Raw genomic sequence first — 17,974 nt, 5'->3', positions numbered from 1 at the left:
ACGCACACGCCTGTCCGATAGACAGGCGTGGGTTCAGTCTGCTCCTCGTCGAAGTGCTCTTCGTGCCCCTGCACGTTCGACCACGAGGAGTACGTGGTGTCCACCATCTACTGGACCGAAAACCACACCCGCCAGTCCGCCCGCTGGCATTCCGAGAACGCCGCCCCTCTTCCCCAGCGAACCGTCGTCGCCGACGACCGGCTGAAGGCCAACGACGCCTACCGACAGGCGTGCGAAGGAACGGCCCTGCTCTGGCGAGGCGACTTCCACAACGCCCGGCAACTCCTGCAGGCGATGGGCCGCCGCATCGACCGCAAGCCGCCCAGGTCCAGCACGTCCCCGAGCGAGAACTTCCACCTGCACCGACGCAGTAGCAGTCACCGCGCCCGTGTCCTCGGAAAGCTCCTGGTGCTGTTGGACGACGACTACACCTTGACGTTGCGCCGGGCGCCCGACGTCCGCCAGGCGTGTCTGGAAGCTTATGGCCCCTCAAAGGGGCCCATGGCGGTCTCTCTGCGGGAACTGTTGGGAGTGATCGGCGCTCACCAGTGGCGCCTGAAAGGGATCGATGTGCCAGCGCTCGGGACTCGCATCCACCCCCACTACGGCGTGTTCGCACCTGTCAGAGGTGAGTACGTTGACCTGGTCGCCCACACGCCACTGCCGCCGGCGACCCGGCACAGTCCCGCCAGCAGTACGGCATTCGACCTCGGCACGGGAACGGGCGTCCTCGCTGCGGTCCTGGCCCACCGCGGAATCAAGCACGTCGTGGCCACCGACATCAGCCCACGTGCCCTGGCCTGCGCCAAGGAGAACGTCCACCGGCTAACGTTGACCGACCGTATCCAGGTGTCGGGCCCCGGCCTGTTCCCCGAAGGCCGCGCCGACCTCATCGTCTGCAACCCGCCCTGGCTCCCCGCCCGTCCGACCGGCCCCATCGAACAAGGCGTCTACGACCCGGACAGCACCATGCTCCACAGCTTCCTCGCCGGACTGCCCACCCACCTCCGACCAGGCGGGGAGGGCTGGCTCATCTTGTCCGACCTGGCAGAGCACCTGGGCCTCCGGACACGTCAGCAGCTGCTCGACGCTATCCAGGCAGCACAACTTCGCGTTGTGGACAAGGTCGATACCAAACCCCGGCACCCACGCTCCAAGGACGCTGCCGACCCACTCCACACAGCGCGAAGGACCGAGACCACGTCCCTCTGGCGTCTGATCCCGGCACCATGACCGGCACCCGGACCACGCAACGGCATCCAGCCTCCCGGTTCACCAGGTGAGCACATCCCGTGGGTGACTTCGCCGCGCTCACGGGAGTGTAAATCTAACGGCGGATCTGACGATCATGGGAGAGACGTCAAGTGACTGACACCGCCGTGGAGTTGGAGACCGTGGAACCTGTGGAGAGTGCCCCGCCTGGGCAGCCTGGGCCAGTGTCCGACGAGCAACTGGTCGCGATGCTGGTGGAGCGGGCCCGGTCGGAGGGGCTGCAGCTGACCGGGCAGGGTGGACTGCTGCAGCAGTTGACCAAGCGGGTCCTGGAATCTGCCCTGGAAGGTGAGATCACCGATCACCTCGGCTACGAGAAGCACGATGCCGGCGGCCGGGGCAGCGGCAACTCCCGCAACGGGAGCCGGACCAAATTGTTTGACCGTCGACAGGCGGTGGAGACCGGCGACGACGAAGACGCGCGCTCCGCCTCCGAGGTCTCACAGCTGGCGCGTGACACCGCACAAGGCGAGGGGTGGGTGGTCAGCTTCGGCTTCCGGCAGCCGGTGATGACCTGCCCCGGCTGCGCCGACGGCCGGGGACCGGTGCGTGAACGCGGCGACTGCCGACGGTGCATGGGCCGCGTCGACTCAGAGTCGAAGTGCGTGTACTGCCTGCATCAGGTGGAGCCTAGGCAGTCCGAGGCAGGCTGATCAGCAGAGCTTCCCGGTGTACCAAGCGTTGCGGATCTGCGAAGTGGTACCGAGTTGAGTGATGCCGGGGCGGACACAGTGCTTGGTGTCCCACTCATTGATCCGGTCGATCTTGATCTGGATGATGGAACCGTCAGTGGTGCAGTGGTTGTAGAAGGCCAGGAAGTTCTTGGTGAAATACCCGCAGGGATCCGCTGCAGGGGCTGCCGCAAGCGCGGGCGCAGCCGTAGCCACCGGAGCGGTAACACCCAGTAAAAGCGCGGTCAGGGCGAGAGGAAGAAGTCGTCGTGTACGCATGAGGAGGGATGTACCCATACAGCGAAACACATGAACTAAAGGCTTCGACCTGGCTGAATCACAGCTGGCTGCTACGGGCGGACCGGATGCGCAGGCGAACTCCTCCGTTCGGATCCTGACCTGGGCAGCGCTCTACGGACCTTCGAAAACAGGAACTGAACGCGGCCCGCACCGGATCCGTCACGGTCCCACGAGGGCATAAAGAGACGATCACGGTCGATGGCCAGGAGCACTTTGTGAAGCTCGGGGTATTCCTGTCGAACACGAAGTCGAGGCGCGCGAAACTGGCCGCCGACAAGCTCCAGCAGTTGGCGAACCTCGGTCTGGCATGGGCAGCGTGATGCCCGGCGGCGGCTCTGAGAGCCGATGCCTGAGACGACCGTGATCGCAGGATCGCGGCATCGTTGAACAGCGCGACTCCATATACCGGGCCCCGGGGATGCTCTTCTCTCCGGGGCCCGTGGCGCGCGTCAGCTCATGGATCTCACCACCGGGGCTGTGCGCTGTGGATGGCCGCCAAGCGTCTGTGCAGCATCGACGCCAAGGCCGCGGGATTGCTGCGCAGGGTCAGCCGAGGTTGAAGTCCTTTCCGGACTCGAGGCTGCGCACGGATTGAAGCTGCAGAACCTCAGCTCCGATGCGCGCACTTGTGGAGATGATTCCTTCGGGCGTCGTCAGTTCCCCCCAGGGCGCGTCGCCGTCCGTGCTGATCGAGTGGAAGGCGACCTCCCGGCTGTCGAATCGGTTGCTGGTCAGCCATCCCTGGCTGCTTGCGGCCGCGATAGTGGCGCGGATTGCATCGGCGACCCCCACGCGGGTTTCGACCGAGTCCCAGTCCAGGCCGGGTTGGGAGGGGCCGGACTCCCAACCAAGGCGTCCCACGTGGGCATTGGCGATTGTCCCCTGGCCGGTGAGGTTGGTCAGGTACGGCGAGACGGAGGCGCTATCGCGGGGGCCGCCGGCTGTCGCCGCCTTGGCGATCCCCCATTCGGGCGGGAAATCTGTTCCGGACGTACCGTCGTCAATGGTAGTGATCAGGCCCAGGCCCGGCCGAGGATGGCTGGGCTCGGGGAAGTCGCTGTCGTTACCCGCTGGCAGGCTGCTCTCTCCCGCGCCATCATCCTTCGTGACAGGCCGCGTGGTTTCGCTTGTGGGGTTGCCTTCCTTGTCAACTTCCGTCACCGTCTCGGTGCCCTTGCCCTCGCCGTCGACCTTTGTGGTCGAGACCGTCGAACTGCCGTCAGGAGCTTCTCTGACCCAGGTCGTTTCATTGTGGTCCGCGTCCGCTACTGTCCAACCCCGTGTCGTGGTCGTGTCGCCGTTGGTGTCGGTCTGGTTGGTTTCCCAATTTCGGCTGTAGGTGCCGTCGGTCCCGTTGAACTCTTCCTGCCGCTGGGTGACGCTCTCGCCGCTGGCGTTGGTCCACGTTGTCTCGCTGCCGGTTCGGGTGCCGTCGGATTCGGAACTAGACCACGCTGTGCTGTCCGACTTGATGAGTTCCTGGCCCTGAGCATCGAAGCCGGTGGTGTGTTGCTCCACGGTATTACCGTGCGCCGACTGAGTGATTTCTACCCAGGACTGATCGTCGTGCTCGATCTTTCCAACGGTTTCCCGGTCGGCGCCGTTGATGGTCGTGGTGGTGGTGAAGGTGTCGCCGCCCAGAAGATCCTGCTTGGTATCGATCGTGGTCGTCGCCCTGTGCATCGTGTCGTATGACGTGGTCTCCGTCGACTCCGTGTGGAGTTCACCAGCATCGGTGAAAACGTTGCTGGTGGTGCGGTGGTTGTAGATGTAGGTGTTGTCCGGTTGCTGTTGGTAGTCCCAGGTTTCCCGAGACTCGCGGATCGGGTTGCTCTGAGCGTCCTGGACATCGACGGTGTGGTGCGTGACGCCGTCGGCCTTCCAGTGCTCCGTATAGGTCGTCTGCACGACGTTCCCGCTGGCGTCGCGCTCCGTGTCGACTTGCAGGTGATGCCCTGTCTCGGTTTTGGTGGTGACGCTCTGCACTGATCCGAGGGTTTGCGCGGCAGCGATCGTGCCCCGGATACCCGTGGCGACCCTTGCGAAACCGCCGTCCACTGCGACTACCGGCCCCAAGACATACGTGTCGGTTTGTGTTGTCCCGTCACCCTGGCCGCTGCGGGAGACTGTCAGTCGTCGCCCGCGCGGTCGTAGCTCGAGAACGCTCTCCGACCAGGAATCACCGCTCGCCGACAGCGCATGGAACACACCGGATGTGTCGTACTGGAGCAGCTGATACGTGTCCGACGACCTGTCAACTCGGGCACCTTGAACGGCTCCGTCCCTTCGCATCGTGAAGGTCGTCCGGGCTGGAGAGGAAGCGCCCTTTGTCATAGCTTGCTCCTTCAGTGAGTACGCAGCACAAGTGACGACTCCGAAAGCATAGAAGCGAACTATGCCATCGAACAGGTAGATTGACTTCAAAGCATGTCGTTGGGGACTCTTCGGGCCTATCTCGTTCACAGCTCAGGCCTCCGGAGCCCTCACAGCCCGAGGCGTGACCACAGCGTCCCGCCATCGTTGAAACAGCACGACTCCACACGCCACGGGCCCCGGGGATGCCTTCACTCCCCCGGGCCCGTGGCGTCGGCGTCAGGACGCAGTTCAGCGGTATCAGCCAGCCGGTAGGCCCGGGAGTACCGTCCCCGTGTACGTGGCGAGCACGCTTCCCAACGCACCGCTGATGACAGGCGAGTTGAGGATGCCGATGATGGAGGCTCCCCAGCGCTGAAGCCTGCCGGGATCGGGAGAGCCGTTGGTGGCCTCGGTTTCCATGCGCGTGGCGAGCTGGGTGAACTCGATGGTGTCGTCTTCCGGCAGCTCCAGTACCGGTGCTGCCTGTCGCAGGGCACGGGCGGCCGGGACTTGTGGCAGCAATGGTGCGGAGAACAGTGTGCCGCCAGGGCCGACCAGACCGGTGTCGACCTCGGCTGGCGATGCTTCGGCGTCTGCCGCGGCGAACTCGTAGTAGCGCAATGGTTCCTGGCCGAGTGGGATCACGGGGTCGGCGGCAGCGCGGAAGAGGTAGTCGAGCACGGCGGTGGTCGAGCGCAACTGGTCGAAGAGGAAATCCCAGTCGCGGCGGGTAAGGGCGATGGCGGGCAGGCCGACCGGCGGCCAGGTGACCACCGTCGCGTCCGGGACGTGCGGGTGGTCCAGCAGGAACACCGCAATCCACTCGTAGGCGTTGGCGTCGACGCTCAGGAACCGGCCGCGGCCGTTGACCATGTCCGCAGGCACCATGCTCAGTTGGCGAATGGTTCCCTTGGCCTGGCTCATAGCCTTGGCCGCCACCTTCTGGATCCAGCGCGCTTCCTGAGTGGCCGGCTTGGGCGGGATGGTGCGGGCCTTCACCTGTACGGCCGCGCCGCGCCCGCCGGCCAGGAGCAGACAGTCGCCCAGCTCCCGCTGGCCCGACCCCTTGGCCGCGTGCTCCGCCTGCTGGAAGACGAAGTCGGGCATGCCCCACGTGGCCGCGGCGGTGTGGACCGCCGCTTCTGCACCGGTTCCGTGATCGACATGGGACGGCAGGGGCAGGGCGGGCGGGATGCGGCGCAGATGCGCTCCCTTGGGCGTGTCCACGATGAGCGTGAGCGCGCTGGGGTCATCGTCCTTGACGAAGCGCCACAAGGCGGAGGAAGGCTGTTCGGTCACAAACGTTCATTAGACGCGCCAGCAGGCGCCCGGCGCTCCGGGTTCTTCGTTTTATGGGCGGGGACCGTAGGCGCCGACTCTCTCCAGTACTTGGAACGACCACGCGCGCGGCATGCGCCAGGCCCTACGGCTGAACCTCGGCAGCAGAGCAGGCTTCCAGACGGGCCGCCCCGGGGAGAGCCAGGAGGATGCAGGGTTGGTAGCAGTGTTCATGTTGTCGACCGCTGGAGGCATCGGAGAAACTGCTGCAGGAGCGGTACGGCTGGCACTTCTCCCTGGCGGACTCCCAGCTACGGGGTTCGGCCGAGGCTGTTAAGGGCGGAGTGATGCCGGCAAACCCCGTACACCGTCAAGCTTGGCCCGAGTCAGCTTCACGCCGGCGAGCTTGGCGCCTCGCAAGTCTGCGTCGACAAGGGTTGCTTCGGTGAGGTCCACGCCACGCAGGTCCGCGTTCGTCAGGTCTGCCCCTGTAAGGTCCGCCTTTGCCAGGCTGCCGTTTTTGTCGATGTACCAGCCGAACTCGCGTGCCAGCGACTCTTGGTCCACGTTGCTCAGTCGCGCACCGTGCAGCTTCGCACCAGTCAGGGACGCGCCCTTCAGATTCGCTCCAATAAGAGCAGCGTTGCTCAGGTTTGCGTCATCTAGGTATGCACCGGTGAGATCCGCCGTCAGGAGGGTCGCCTTTGTGAGATTGACGGCCGAGTCCAGCTGGGCTTCATGAAGTTTCGCGTAGTTGAGATCCGCTCTCGTCAGGTTGGCGTCCCAGATGATTGTGTTCGTCAGATCCGCCTCCTCCATCGAGGCGTCGGACAAGTCCACGTAGTCGAAGCGTGCTGCTGCAAGGTTCGAACGGAGGAAGGAGGCGTGGCGCAGGTCTACGCCGTCGAACGTTGAGTGCCGGAGATCCGCTTCGTCGAAGCCGGCAGCACGGAACGCTGCACCGTGTTCGGGTGTTTTGCGCCGTGTAAACACCTCGGCTCCACGGAGATCCGTGTGCCTGAGATCCAGGATCGCTCGCTCGTCATGGTCGGCTGAACGATCGGCCAGCACACTCAGAACGGCCTGTACATCAGCCTCGAGCTTGACTGGGGATTCCAGGCTCTGCTCAATTACCTCCTGCCGCTCCTTGGCGAAGCCGCTGGCCGGCACCCGGGCATGCCGACGCGCATACGCCGTCAGCACCATGACGATCGTGGGCTGGTCGCGTGCGGAGTCCAGCATGATGCGCTGCAGGGCGTAAATCCCGCCCAGGCGCACATCCTCGGAGTCCGAGCCGAGATTGTTGATTGCGGCAGTGAAGCGGTTAGTGATCTGGCCCTGCTCAGCGATCCGCAGCTCAGTCCGCGACTGGTCGACCGACATCCACGTGAACAAGAGTGCGACCAGTGCAGTCAAGCCCGGCATGGCCGCTACCAGCAAACCCATCCGCTCCGCCCGGCCCATGCCGCTGTTGCCGTGCCGACCAGGGCCGCGGGTTCTGCGCCGCACCTGCTTGTCTGTCCGGCGATGCGCAATCCGCCTCAAACGGCCGGTGCCAAAGCTGCTCCTCACCCCTCCATGACATCCGACAGTGCCGGGTGCTGTCCGACGCCACGCCGCCTATGAGCTGCCTGTGACGCGAGAACGGGAGTCCTTCGCCAGCGACTTCGGAAGGCGCCTGCGGTACGTCCCCGTGATCAATATCGATGAGTTCGGGAGCCGATACCGGTGCCAGTCCTCGTCTGCGTCGGCGTCCTGCCGGTCTCCGGCTGGGAGGGGGTGTGTGCGCGGGGCGGGCAGGACCGGCGCACGCCTGACTCTGGGTCAAGTTACGTGGCATTGCGGGGATTTACGTCAGTGCAGGTCAGGGGGGCTACCGAGGGGAGAAATACCAAGATCTCGACAGGCGCGAGGACCGTTTTCGGAAAGAGATCCGAAAAGCAAGCTGATTGCCCGTGCGCCCTCGACGAAAGTGTCCGATCAATCCCACGTTGTCCTGCACTTGGGGGCATTTGACCGAATGGCGCGGGGCAAAGGGTGTCACTACAGTCACGGAGCGCGAACCCGCGCTTTCTCAGGACCCGGGTTCGCACTCCACAGCAACTCGATCTAGGAGAAGCCCTTGTCTGGATCCCCCGTCGAGCGCGGGATCAAACGCCTTAGGCGTCGGTCCGCGCATGACCATAACAAAGCTGCCGTCCTGGGCGACACGCCCGTCAACACCGAGGCAACACCCGGCAACAGCCTCCCGGCACCGCATATCCCGGTGACCGCCGCCCCCCCCGGTGCTTCTGGTCGTGCCCAACTCCCCCGACCTCATGGAGCTGGCAACCTCCCTGGTCGCGACGGCAGTCTGGGCGTTTATCGCCTGGCGGACCCGGCGCGGAGAGCCCCCTGTGACCTGATGAGCTGCGGGCTGATGTCCCCTCGGCCTGCAGCGTGATCTGTCGGCATCCGCGAGACGAAACGGATGCACTCATACCGCTCTCCGTCACAAATCCCGGGCGACGAACCCCCTTTCGTCGCCCGGGAAAGTCACCGGTAAAGGGAAAACGCCACGATGGGGAACACTTTTTCGCAGCCCACCTGCAAACATTGCGGCGGGCAGCGACGTCTTCAAGCCACCGGCCGGCCGGGCGAATACTGCAGCACCAAGTGCCGCCAGGCGGCGTACCGGCTGCGTCAGGCTGCGGAAAAGCCGCCGGACACCGAGCAGTTCGACCAGGCTCTGCGCATCCAGCTGAGCCAGATCGCCCAGGCCGCCCGGAGCATTCTGGACGCTCTCGACCAGCCGGAAACTCCGGCGTCCGCGCCGCTGGAGCAGATGGTGCGCCTGCAGGTGCTCGCCGAGCACCTCACGCCGCACATGGTGGCCAGAACCAAACAGCGCGGCGCCTCCTGGGACCGGATCGGTGCCCTGCTCGGCATGAGCAAGGACACCGCACGCAAGAAGTGGCCGGTGCCCGCCCGCCGCAGCCCCCCCTCCCCGCGCACCGTCCTCCCGGACCCGCCCGTGAGCCCCCCGGCTCCGCCCGCCGGCCCCGACAGCAGCGACGACGGCGCGGACCGCGCATCCCCCGCCGCCCCGCCCTCGGCCGGCCCAGCGCCCCTGCCCTACCTCGCCGGACAGGATCTGGCCACCGTCCTCAGCAGCCTCCAGCGCGCCTCCGGCTTCAGCCTCAGAACCCTCGCCAGCCGCACCGGCCTGTCCGCCAGCTACCTCTCCAGGCTGATGTCCGGCGAACGCTTCCCGGCCTGGAAGAACGCAGCCCTACTCGCCCGCATCTGCGGCGCCGACCCGGAAGTACTGCGCCGGGTCTGGGAAGCCTCCAACGCCCGACGCGACAGCCAGCCCCGACCCGCCTCCCTCGCCTCCGCCCTGCGCTTCCTGCACCTGCGCGCCGGCAGCCCCACCCCCTGGGCCATCGCCGTCACCAGTGGCAACCAACTCGACCAAGACCACATCGCCGGCCTGCTCGAGGGCACCGCCACCGGCGACTGGGAAGACGTCCAGCGCCTCGTGCAGCTCCTCGACGGCGAACCCGCCTACTACTTACCGCTATGGGAAGCCGAAGCCGCAGCACACCCCACCACACCCACCGAGCCAGCCCCCCAGCCGCCACCCGCCAAGACACCCGCCGACAGCCCCCCGCCGGCGAGCACACGCGTCGAAGAACTCCTCACCGCCTTCAAAGACGCACTCGGCCCGACCCGCGCCACCCAGCCATCGCCCCTCCGCCGATGCCTCGCCGCCCCCATACCCGGCGTCACCCACTGGAGCGGCCGCTGACCACATTCGGGGCGTCTGGCGCTGCGTTGGTGGGCCAAGGCAAGACGCCCCGCTTCCTGCGGGGAGATGCAGGTGCAAGGCCTGCCCGGCGCTCCCATACGAGCGCGTTTCCCTGCCCGGCCAGGACCGGCGCAGCACCAGCGGCTCCTACCGTGCGGGGCCCCCGCACGGTAGGAGCGGGGAGTGATGGGGGAGCATCTGCTCAACCGTCGCCTGCCTGTGAGGGATCGTCATGCGTTGTGCCCGCCGTGCCGTACCGCCCGTTCTGCTGACCTGCCTGCTGCTGGCAGGCTGCAAGCCCGACTCGCTGGGCACGTCGACGTCGTCCGAGAGTCGCAGTCCAGTGGCGGGGGCGCCGGGTACGGCCGCGTCGGCCGGTGCGGGGCGGGCGATCGCCGTGGGGGCGGGACCGCAGAAGCACTACACGGTCCAGCAGCAGCCAGCCGCCGGCTCGTGCCACTACCGGACCGAGCACGGCGAGCCGCTCGAGGACCCCAACTGCACGCCGGGCGCAATCTCTCCGGCCGTGACGCAGGCGAACCTGACGTCGACGATCTGCCGCAAGGGCGGCTACACCTCCGGCGTACGCCCCTCCGCCTACGTGACCGGCAAGGAGAAGAGGCTGAACGCCGCCTCCTACAGCTACACCGGCCGCATGAGCGACGCCGAGTACGACCACCTCATCAGCCTGCAACTCGGCGGCGACCCCAACGACCCCCGCAACCTGTGGGTGGAGCCCGCCGACCCCGGCCACAAACAGGGCACAGGGGTGAACAACAAGAAAGACCCGGTGGAGACCAAGCTGCACACCGCAGTCTGCAACGGCCAAGTGACGCTCGCAGCCGCGCAGCAGGCCATCGTCACCGACTGGACCACCGCCCTGACCGTCCTGCATCTCAACTGAAGAAGACGGGCCCCGCAGCAAGAGCAGCAACGGGTCCCAGTCCGGCCCCGCGTCGGTCGGCTCGTGCCACCATGCCTCCCTCCCTGTATGGGCAGTCATGTGCATGCTCTAGATTGCTCGCACCAACAGTGCAGTTCAGGGGGGCAAGTGAAGAGAGCGCGGCTTGGCGTCGTGACGGCGTTGGTGCTGCTCGCGGCAAATCTGGTGGTGGCCGGGTCCGCGGCAGCCGTGGAGGATGACACAGGCACGGTGGTCCCCATGGCCGGCTTCGGCAGCCTGATAGTCGATCCAGTGCATGATCGGCTCTTCCTCAGCGGTGGCAGCACCGACGACAAGATCCTCGTTACGGACCTGTCCGGCGCTGCGGTCGGCAAGATCGCAGACGAGTCGGGTGCAACCAAGCTGGCGCTGTCGCCGGACAGCAGCACTTTGTATGCGCTGCTGCCGGGCCAGGGCGCGATTTCAGCCATCGACACGACAACGCTCTCGGAGGTCGCCCGCTACGACACTGGCGGGCAGGCCGGAACTGCAGACCGTCCCGTCCCTACCTCGCTCGCATTCAGCGCGGGGAGAATCTGGTTCACCTATACGCAGGGCGACAGCGGTGGGCTCGGCTCTCTCGATCCTGCAGATCCGGCTGCGCCGGCCGCCCGCACAGAACTGGGTCAGGGATACGCCGTTCAGTCGAGCCCGAAAGCCCCGGGCACCCTGGCGGCGTCTTTCCAGGTGGCCGGTCAGCCGGAGCTCGACGTCGTCGATGTCACCACTGGCACGCCCCGGATCACGGCGCATGCCCCCGGCGTCTGGTCGTCACGGCTCGTGATCACGCCCGACGGCCAGGGTGTGGCCACTGACGTCAACGGAGTCCTGCGGCTCACCGACCTCTCGTGGGATACCGATTACAGCTCCTTCCCCGCCCGCGGTTGGTCGCTGAGTAGCTTCGCATTCGCTCCCGACGGGACCATGGCCGGGGAAGGCTGGGACGGCATGGGTAGTTTGGTTCACGAGAGTGTCGTGACCGCACAGCCCCAAGGCACGCAGAGGCTGCGGACCTACGATTTCCCGGACTTCCAGTCCACCGGAATCACGGTGCAGGACATTGCGTGGACTCCCGACGGTTCCCGGCTGTTGTCGGTAATCGACACCATGGGCACGCTGCGGCTGCACGAGCTACTGCGGCCGCGAGCAGCCCAAACCTCGATGGGCATTGCATACCCCAACTTGATCCTCAACACGGGAACTGCCCTCCCGGAGAGCGGCTCGGTGAGCAGCGCACTCCCCTTTTCGGCCGGCGCCGTGGTCCACATCAGCCGCGCGGACGCGGCACATCCCAACGGTGTCGTGCTTCCCGACGCGCCCCTCACATCCGACGGCCGCTTCGCTTTCGGGGATACGCCACCTGGTACGGGGACGTACACCTATCAGGTGCGATATTCCGGCGACGCTGACCACCTGCCGTCGGACACCACCGCGACGATACGCGTGGCCAAGGTGCTCAGCGTCGGCACCGACGCCAGCAGCTACGCCTACGGCGCCACCGCGAAGGTCACTGCGCACCTGAGCGTGGGCTTCACGGGTGGCAAGGTCTCCCTTTACGCCCAGCCTGCTGGCGCCACTAAGCAGCTGCTGAAATCGGGCACCGTGGATTCTTCCGGCAACCTCGCCGTGAGCTACAAGGTCACCAGAGGCACGACGTTCACCGCGGTGTTTGCCGGCAGCTACGACTACTTCGCCACCACCGTCGCCAAATCTGTGGGCGTCCACGCATCGGTTGGTGGTTCGCTGAGTGGCTACTACACGACCGTGCTTTACGGGAGCACGTCTTATCGGGTCTACCACCACACCGCGAAGCAGAAGTACACGATGACCGTCGCCCCGGCCAGGCCGGGAGCATGCGCGCGGCTGCTCGTGCAGCACTACTCCTCCGGTTCCTGGCATACCTCGAAGGACCTGAGCTGCGTTCGCCTGAGTGCGACCAGCAGCTTGACCTACTCGTTCTCCTACACCGGGCCGGTCGGTGACCGGTTCCGTGTCAGGGCGGAGTCCAATCCTCAGGCCACCGATACAGCCAATTTGCCCACGTGGAGCAGCTGGGCATACTTCATGATTCGCACCTAGTGCGCGACGGGCGCGGCCCGGCCCGCTCCGTGCGCCGCTGCTCGATCTGGACCGCGCCCTGGACGCGGTAGAGCACCCGGGCACCCGGCTGTGCACGCTGTGCGGAGCCGGGCAGGAGCTGACGCCGCTGCTCCGTGGCTTCGACCACATCACCGACTCCGCCCCGACGACTCCTGACCCTGGCCGCCCGCACCGTCGGCGGCTCTGGCGCGGCGGCTCCGCCCGGCGCGCAACACCAGCGAGCGCGCCCCGATCCCCGGCTGCGTCCGCGCCGCCCATTCCTGCCCTCCCTCTCCTCTACTCCAGCCAGACACCTCACGTTGCTATGCCGTCAAGCGGGCGAATGTGGTGTTCGATTGTCGGGCTTGGCAGGTTGTTTCTGGTTGTGCCGGAAGGTCCCAGCGGCAGGACGCTTCCCGGCTGCATCGAGGCCTGCGAAGATCATGGGTGTGACCGCAGCAGACCCTCATCCCTTCTCCGCGGTGGAAGAACCCGCCCTGGCTGTGCGGGATGAGCGGGGTGGTTTGCTGGCCGTGGCGGGCAGGCGCGGATATCGCGTCCCGGTCCCGGTAGCGGTCTATGACACGTCCGATCTGAGCTGTCGCGTCCTCGTTCACTCGCGCTTCCCTGTGCATGCCATGGCCTTCCATCCTGCGCTCCCGCTGCTGGCAGTCGGCACCGGCCGATACGACGGCGGCTACTTCTTTGAGGGGGAACTGCTGCTCCTGCATCTCGAGACCAGCGAAACCCGATCGCTCATCGAGCACGAGATCGGCCGGCAGGTCCTGGAGCTGGAGTGGGTTGACGAACACGCCCTGCGGATCCTGATGGCCCCGCCCGACGACTGGCAGGACAAACAGGCCCGTGTGGAGGGGCACGTCGCGGTCGTCCACCGAGACGACTGGGCTTCGGTCCTGGCCCGGTCACTCACCGGCCGCGATTTGGCTGGCCCGAGGTTGCCGGCACCGCGTCCCGACGGCCGCGAGGCAGCCCGGCAGATGCTTGTTGAAGTCACCGAGGCCTGGCGGGTTCAGAGCGCCGATCACCCAGCGGATCTGTGATCGCATCAGGCCGCTTTGGGGAGCTCGACGGGGAACGCGGTTTGCTCGTCGAACAGCTTACGGTGCTGGAGGCAGTGGTAGAGCTGGCCGATCATGCGGTTGAAGAGATTGCGCTGGGCGGCGGCGTGCCAGTCGCCGATCTCGCGGCGCCGCCGGTAGTGGGCGTCTGCTCCGGGTGAGTGGCGAAGGGCGGCGAAGGCCCAGAGGTAGCCGGCGTGATTGAGCCGGTCGTTCTTCACCCACCGCCGTGTGATGGATGACTTCTTGCCGGAGGCCCTGGTGATGGGCGAGGAGCCGGCGTATGCCTTCACGCCGCGGGCGTCGGTGAAGCGGCTGTGGTCGTCCCCGATCTCAGCCAGGATCCGGGCGGCGAGCTGGATACCGAGCCCGGGGAAGCTCAGCAGGATCTCAGCGTCCGGATGCTGAGGGAACGCCTCTTCCACCGCCTGGGCGAGCTGGCCGGAGGCGTCGCAGCCCCGTACTCGAACATCCCGAGCAGCATCCGCTCCGTCGGAACGCTCTTAAACACGGATTAGGGCATGGGCAAAAGCGGCCGCAACGGGGATGTCAGAGGCCCATCCACGCCCGTACGGTGCGAGTGACCTGCACGGATGCGGCGACGCCGGTGAGGTTCGCGCAAGAGAAGTCGCAAGAGATGCCGCAGGAGACGACGCAAGAGTTGGCGCAGGAGATGTTGCCGCGCGGCAGACCGGAGCGCGTTTCGAGCTCGGCGCCCCCTGGCCAGCTGCCCCACCGCCCTGCCGCCGCTGTGGTCATGATGGGGATTCTTGAAAACGACCAGGGTTGCTCGTCGCCCCACTCGCTCTGAACGTTCAACGGAGTGGGGAGTTTCAAGGTTCTGACACGCGGCCGCGTGATGACCGCGCCAGATGCCTATCGCCCACTACGACATCCGGTTGCCACACCACGGAGACGCGGTCACAACCGGTGATCTGCGCGCCTACCACCGGCCGCCAGGGGCACAGGGTCGAGGCCGTACCCCCAATGCGCTTGCAGTGCTAAGCAAGAGGCAGGCGCTCGGCCACGGCACGCCAAGCGGTGATGGGGAAGGTATGCGGGGCGTCGGTGACGATCTGCAGGGCGACGTGGTCCGCGCCCGCCTCCAGGTGGGCCAGGACACGCCGCGCGACGACGTCGGCGGATCCCCACACCACCAGGGAGTCGACGAAGCGGTCACTGCCGCCGTCGGCGAGGTCGCCCTGGGTGAATCCGCCCTCCAGCCAGGTCCGCACGTAGTTGGCCTTCGTGAGGTAGGGACCGATCGCCCGCCGCGCCGTGGCACGAGCCGTGACCGGGTCGGTGTCCACCACGGACGTCTGCACCGGCGCGAGGAGCGGCTCCGCCCCCAGCACCGCGCGTGTCCGGGCCGTGTGGGACGGCGGGACCAGGTAGGGCTGCACTCCAGCGGCCCGATCGGCGGCGAGCTGCGTCATCAGGTGCCGGTGCGCGCCCAGGATCCGTGCGCTCTTCGGCAGTGGGCCGCCGGACGCGTCCAATGCGTCGAGGTAGGCGGACATCGCCGTATAGGGGCGCTGGTAGGCCGAGGCGATCTCCGCGTGACTGACGGCCAGGCCCACCAGCGTCCGTCGCCGATACGGTGCGGGAAGCCCGCGGTAGGCGGCGGCAAGCCGACCGGGTGGAAGGTTCCAGATGGAGACGCAGGAGGGGGCGACGATTGTGTGCTGGGTCGCCGTGAGGAGGGTGAGGCTGCTGTGCAGGTCCCCGCTCGGGTTGCCGCCGGGGTTGCCGCCCAGCCACAACGTGCCGTAGTCGAGCTCCTCGAGTTCGCAGGCGGCCGCTCGCGCTCGGTCGGGATCACCGTGAGTGAACGCTGTACTCCACACCCCGAACGGCGACACATCCATACCGCGCCCTCCTCGGAATTCACCTGACAGTGGCCTGTCCTGACGGTCACTCGCCCACAGCCTGACGGTTTGCCCTTCGCGTGGCGAGATCGTGTTCCAGCCTGATCACGTCTGCTGGGGTGTTCACCGCCTGCCAGGGTGCGTCGATCGCGTAACTGGACAGCTGATGGGAGCCGGCCAGACGGGGCAGTGTGCTGTCGGCGTGATCTCCTTCTTCGGGCAGGAGGGAGACGACCCGCCAGGCGAACAGGTACACACCGGCGTTCACCCGGCCCGGCCCCGGGATCGTCGGGGCGAGGTCCGTCACCCGGCCCAGCTCGTCATAGGCCACCGCGCTGCCGGGCAGGCCGGGACCGGCGAGCGCCACGGTCGCCGCGACGCCACCGCGCAGGTGATGGGCGCGCATCCCGCACAGGCAGAAGCACGTCCAGATGTCCCCGTAGACGGCGAACCACGGCTCGCCCGGATACGGCAGGGCCCGCGCGGCCCGGCGCAGACCACCGCCGCGCCCCAGAGGCCGTTTCTCGACCACTGCCTTGGTCCGTGGCGGCGACGGACGGGCATCGAGGTACGAGACGATCACCCCGGCCAGATGTCCTGCAGAGACCACGACGCGTTCGACTCCGCAACCAGCGAGCCAGTCGAGTTGGTGCCGCAGGATCGGCACCCCGTGAATCTCCACCATCGCCTTGGGCCGCTCTCTGGTCAGCGGCAGGAGCCGACTCCCCCTTCCGCCCGCCAGAATGACGGCCTGCCGAGCAGGCAGTGGGTCGTCTCGCCCGCAGACCAGAGATGGTGTGTCGGCTGCGGCGGGCTCGCCCGGCCTGTGCACACACACGCGAGAGTCGGGCGACCGGCCGGATCGGATCATGCTCATGTAGATACCCGTCCGGTCGGGACGAGACCAGGCGTAAACCGGTCTTCGCGCGCTCTGCACACCGGTTGGTCGACCCGTCGCGTGATTCTGGTCGACCCGTGTCGAACGCCAGGTCCGGATCGGGGCACGGCACATGATCTGCCGTGACGACGAAGGGCGGCCCAGGAGCACGGGCGTTCTTGGTCCGTCGGTCTCGGCAGCTTCCAGACGGTGTGGCCCGCCATGGGAAACGGCCTTCGGCATCGCTCCGCGCTGGCCTTCGGCCACCCTGGACAGTCCGTCCCGCCCCTGGACTTGGCTGGCGATCGGGCGGCCCCTCCTTTGTGGCGCCCGTCCGCAGGTCAGGTGATCGGTGGGTGGGGAGAATTATCGGGGCTTGAGCAGGTTGTCCCAGAACGGGTCCTGGTCGGCTGGCGAGATCACGCCGAGCTGGCAGGCGTCGATCTCCGCGGGGTTCAGGCGGCGCCCGCCGATGTCGGTGTGCTCCAGGTTGTACTCGGCCGCGCCCAGCAGGCCGAGCAGATTCTCCCGGGCCTTCGCCTCTGTCCCGTAGTGGTCGTCGGCCCGGGCGGCGATCATCCGCTCGTAGGGCGCATCACATGCGTCTTTCAGCGTCCCCAGGGTCGGCTCGTGGGTGGCCACCTCGTCGACCAGGTCCGTTGCGAGCGGCGGCTGATCGCGGATCAGCCGGTCCATCACCGCCATGCCCAGAACCGCGGCCGCGCTTGCGTAGCGCCAGGCGAGCGCGCTGGCCTGCCGCTCGTAGGCGTCCGCAGGGCGGTACAGCTCATGCAGCGCCGCCAGATGGTGCCGGTAGCGGCGGTCCGGGTCGGCGTACCCCTCGGTCACCTCCAACTTGACCATCAAGCCGTCGGCATGGACGCAGGCGGCCTCCCACTCGTGCCGCAGATCCACATAAGTCTGGTTCAGTGACCGCAGCGTCCGCCATTCGTGCGCCGTGACCGGTCCGAGCTTCTCCACGTCAGGAAAGCGTGATCCCACGGTTGTTCCTCTTCGTCGCGATGCCCGGCACGCTACCGGCCCCTCCGACATCCACGGCGGGAGTCGGCCAGTCCTGCCAAGGCCCGCTGAGTATCAGGTCACCGTCTCGGCCGGGGCGTTGACGATCAGGTGAGGAGGATCCAGCCGAGGAAGATGTGGCCGGCGGCGCCGAAGCGCAGGACATCGTTGGGCCCGGCCGGGGCGCCCGGTTCGAACACGGTGGCGACCCGCAGCAGCAGCTGGCCTGTTTCCGGCATGCCTTGGGGCTCCAGGTCCGCCGACGACGACCACTGCCCGGTCAGGCTTGCGTCAATGTGGATGGTCGATCCGATCAGGTTCACACGAGGCGGGGCCTGGTCGGCGACCCACTTGTCCACCACCAGCTCGCGGCCCATCTGCGGACCCCGTGAGCCCGCCAGTGCCGTTCGGTGTTCACCGTCCAACCGTCGCCGCCGTCCTG

Annotated in this window: 15 protein-coding genes and 1 pseudogene; 6 read left to right on the top strand and 10 right to left on the bottom strand. The window is 66.9% G+C overall.

Annotated elements, in window-relative coordinates; all coding sequences use genetic code 11:
- Positions 1-96: 96 nt before the first annotated feature.
- Entirely contained in the window at positions 97-1,233 is a 1,137-nt protein-coding gene (locus EDD92_RS48035; RefSeq protein ID WP_123970128.1) for a class I SAM-dependent methyltransferase, read from the top strand.
- Between the two features lie 170 nt (positions 1,234-1,403).
- Positions 1,404-1,925: a transposase gene (locus tag EDD92_RS52650; protein ID WP_399185566.1), complete on the top strand. Its 522-nt coding sequence runs from the start codon at positions 1,404-1,406 to the stop codon at positions 1,923-1,925.
- On the opposite strand, the gene EDD92_RS48025 is transcribed toward EDD92_RS52650, so the two are convergent.
- The 4 genes from EDD92_RS48025 to EDD92_RS48005 all read right to left on the bottom strand — a co-directional run bounded on the left by EDD92_RS48025 (position 1,926) and on the right by EDD92_RS48005 (position 7,448).
- On the bottom strand, positions 1,926-2,222 hold the full coding sequence (locus EDD92_RS48025; RefSeq protein WP_221268225.1) for a DUF6355 family natural product biosynthesis protein: 297 nt from the start codon (positions 2,220-2,222) through the stop codon (positions 1,926-1,928).
- A gap of 567 nt (positions 2,223-2,789) precedes the next feature.
- Positions 2,790-4,229, bottom strand: coding sequence for a hypothetical protein (locus tag EDD92_RS48015; RefSeq protein ID WP_123970126.1), 1,440 nt, complete (start codon positions 4,227-4,229; stop codon positions 2,790-2,792).
- 627 nt (positions 4,230-4,856) lie between these two features.
- Positions 4,857-5,897: a hypothetical protein gene (locus EDD92_RS48010; protein ID WP_123970125.1), complete on the bottom strand. Its 1,041-nt coding sequence runs from the start codon at positions 5,895-5,897 to the stop codon at positions 4,857-4,859.
- Positions 5,898-6,209: 312 nt separating this feature from the next.
- On the bottom strand, positions 6,210-7,448 hold the full coding sequence (locus EDD92_RS48005) for a pentapeptide repeat-containing protein (RefSeq protein ID WP_123970124.1): 1,239 nt from the start codon (positions 7,446-7,448) through the stop codon (positions 6,210-6,212).
- A 988-nt stretch (positions 7,449-8,436) separates the two neighbouring features.
- Between EDD92_RS48005 and EDD92_RS48000 the strand changes: the two genes are divergently transcribed.
- The 4 genes from EDD92_RS48000 (at position 8,437) to EDD92_RS47985 (ending at position 13,749) form a co-directional block, all read left to right on the top strand.
- The gene (locus EDD92_RS48000; RefSeq protein ID WP_123970123.1) at positions 8,437-9,666 is read left to right on the top strand and encodes a helix-turn-helix domain-containing protein; all 1,230 of its coding nucleotides are present in this window, start codon (positions 8,437-8,439) and stop codon (positions 9,664-9,666) included.
- A 232-nt stretch (positions 9,667-9,898) separates the two neighbouring features.
- The gene (locus EDD92_RS47995; protein ID WP_123970122.1) at positions 9,899-10,570 is read left to right on the top strand and encodes a hypothetical protein; all 672 of its coding nucleotides are present in this window, start codon (positions 9,899-9,901) and stop codon (positions 10,568-10,570) included.
- 171 nt (positions 10,571-10,741) lie between these two features.
- Positions 10,742-12,688, top strand: a complete 1,947-nt coding sequence (locus EDD92_RS47990; RefSeq protein ID WP_185124371.1) for a hypothetical protein — start codon at positions 10,742-10,744, stop codon at positions 12,686-12,688.
- Between the two features lie 449 nt (positions 12,689-13,137).
- Positions 13,138-13,749 (top strand): hypothetical protein, encoded by a 612-nt coding sequence (locus tag EDD92_RS47985; RefSeq protein ID WP_123970120.1) that lies wholly within the window; start codon positions 13,138-13,140, stop codon positions 13,747-13,749.
- Between the two features lie 5 nt (positions 13,750-13,754).
- On the opposite strand, the pseudogene EDD92_RS47980 reads toward EDD92_RS47985, so the two are convergent.
- The 6 genes and pseudogenes from EDD92_RS47980 to EDD92_RS47955 form a co-directional block, all read right to left on the bottom strand.
- Positions 13,755-14,222 (bottom strand): annotated as a pseudogene (locus EDD92_RS47980) (transposase); the annotation flags it as partial.
- A 94-nt stretch (positions 14,223-14,316) separates the two neighbouring features.
- Complete coding sequence (locus tag EDD92_RS47975) at positions 14,317-14,526, bottom strand: hypothetical protein (protein WP_123970119.1); 210 nt, start codon at positions 14,524-14,526, stop codon at positions 14,317-14,319.
- Positions 14,527-14,768: 242 nt separating this feature from the next.
- Positions 14,769-15,635, bottom strand: a complete 867-nt coding sequence (locus EDD92_RS47970) for a TIGR03620 family F420-dependent LLM class oxidoreductase (RefSeq protein ID WP_123970118.1) — start codon at positions 15,633-15,635, stop codon at positions 14,769-14,771.
- 46 nt (positions 15,636-15,681) lie between these two features.
- Entirely contained in the window at positions 15,682-16,377 is a 696-nt protein-coding gene (locus EDD92_RS47965) for a nucleotidyltransferase family protein (protein ID WP_311736824.1), read from the bottom strand.
- A gap of 501 nt (positions 16,378-16,878) precedes the next feature.
- Positions 16,879-17,493 (bottom strand): hypothetical protein, encoded by a 615-nt coding sequence (locus tag EDD92_RS47960; protein WP_123970117.1) that lies wholly within the window; start codon positions 17,491-17,493, stop codon positions 16,879-16,881.
- A 146-nt stretch (positions 17,494-17,639) separates the two neighbouring features.
- Positions 17,640-17,909: a hypothetical protein gene (locus EDD92_RS47955; RefSeq protein ID WP_123970116.1), complete on the bottom strand. Its 270-nt coding sequence runs from the start codon at positions 17,907-17,909 to the stop codon at positions 17,640-17,642.
- Positions 17,910-17,974: the final 65 nt, after the last annotated feature.

Source organism: Streptomyces sp. TLI_185, assembly GCF_003814765.1.
Classification (GTDB): Bacteria; Actinomycetota; Actinomycetes; order Streptomycetales; family Streptomycetaceae; genus Streptomyces.
This window is presented reverse-complemented; position numbering and strand designations above follow the sequence as displayed.

Coding starts and splice junctions, on each gene's coding strand:
- EDD92_RS48025 (WP_221268225.1), bottom strand. CDS start 2,222: ATGCGTACACGACGACTTCTTCCTCTCGCCCTGACCGCGCTTTTACTG.
- EDD92_RS48000 (WP_123970123.1), top strand. CDS start 8,437: ATGGGGAACACTTTTTCGCAGCCCACCTGCAAACATTGCGGCGGGCAG.
- EDD92_RS47995 (WP_123970122.1), top strand. CDS start 9,899: ATGCGTTGTGCCCGCCGTGCCGTACCGCCCGTTCTGCTGACCTGCCTG.
- EDD92_RS47975 (WP_123970119.1), bottom strand. CDS start 14,526: ATGACCACAGCGGCGGCAGGGCGGTGGGGCAGCTGGCCAGGGGGCGCC.
- EDD92_RS47970 (WP_123970118.1), bottom strand. CDS start 15,635: ATGGATGTGTCGCCGTTCGGGGTGTGGAGTACAGCGTTCACTCACGGT.
- EDD92_RS47955 (WP_123970116.1), bottom strand. CDS start 17,909: ATGGGCCGCGAGCTGGTGGTGGACAAGTGGGTCGCCGACCAGGCCCCG.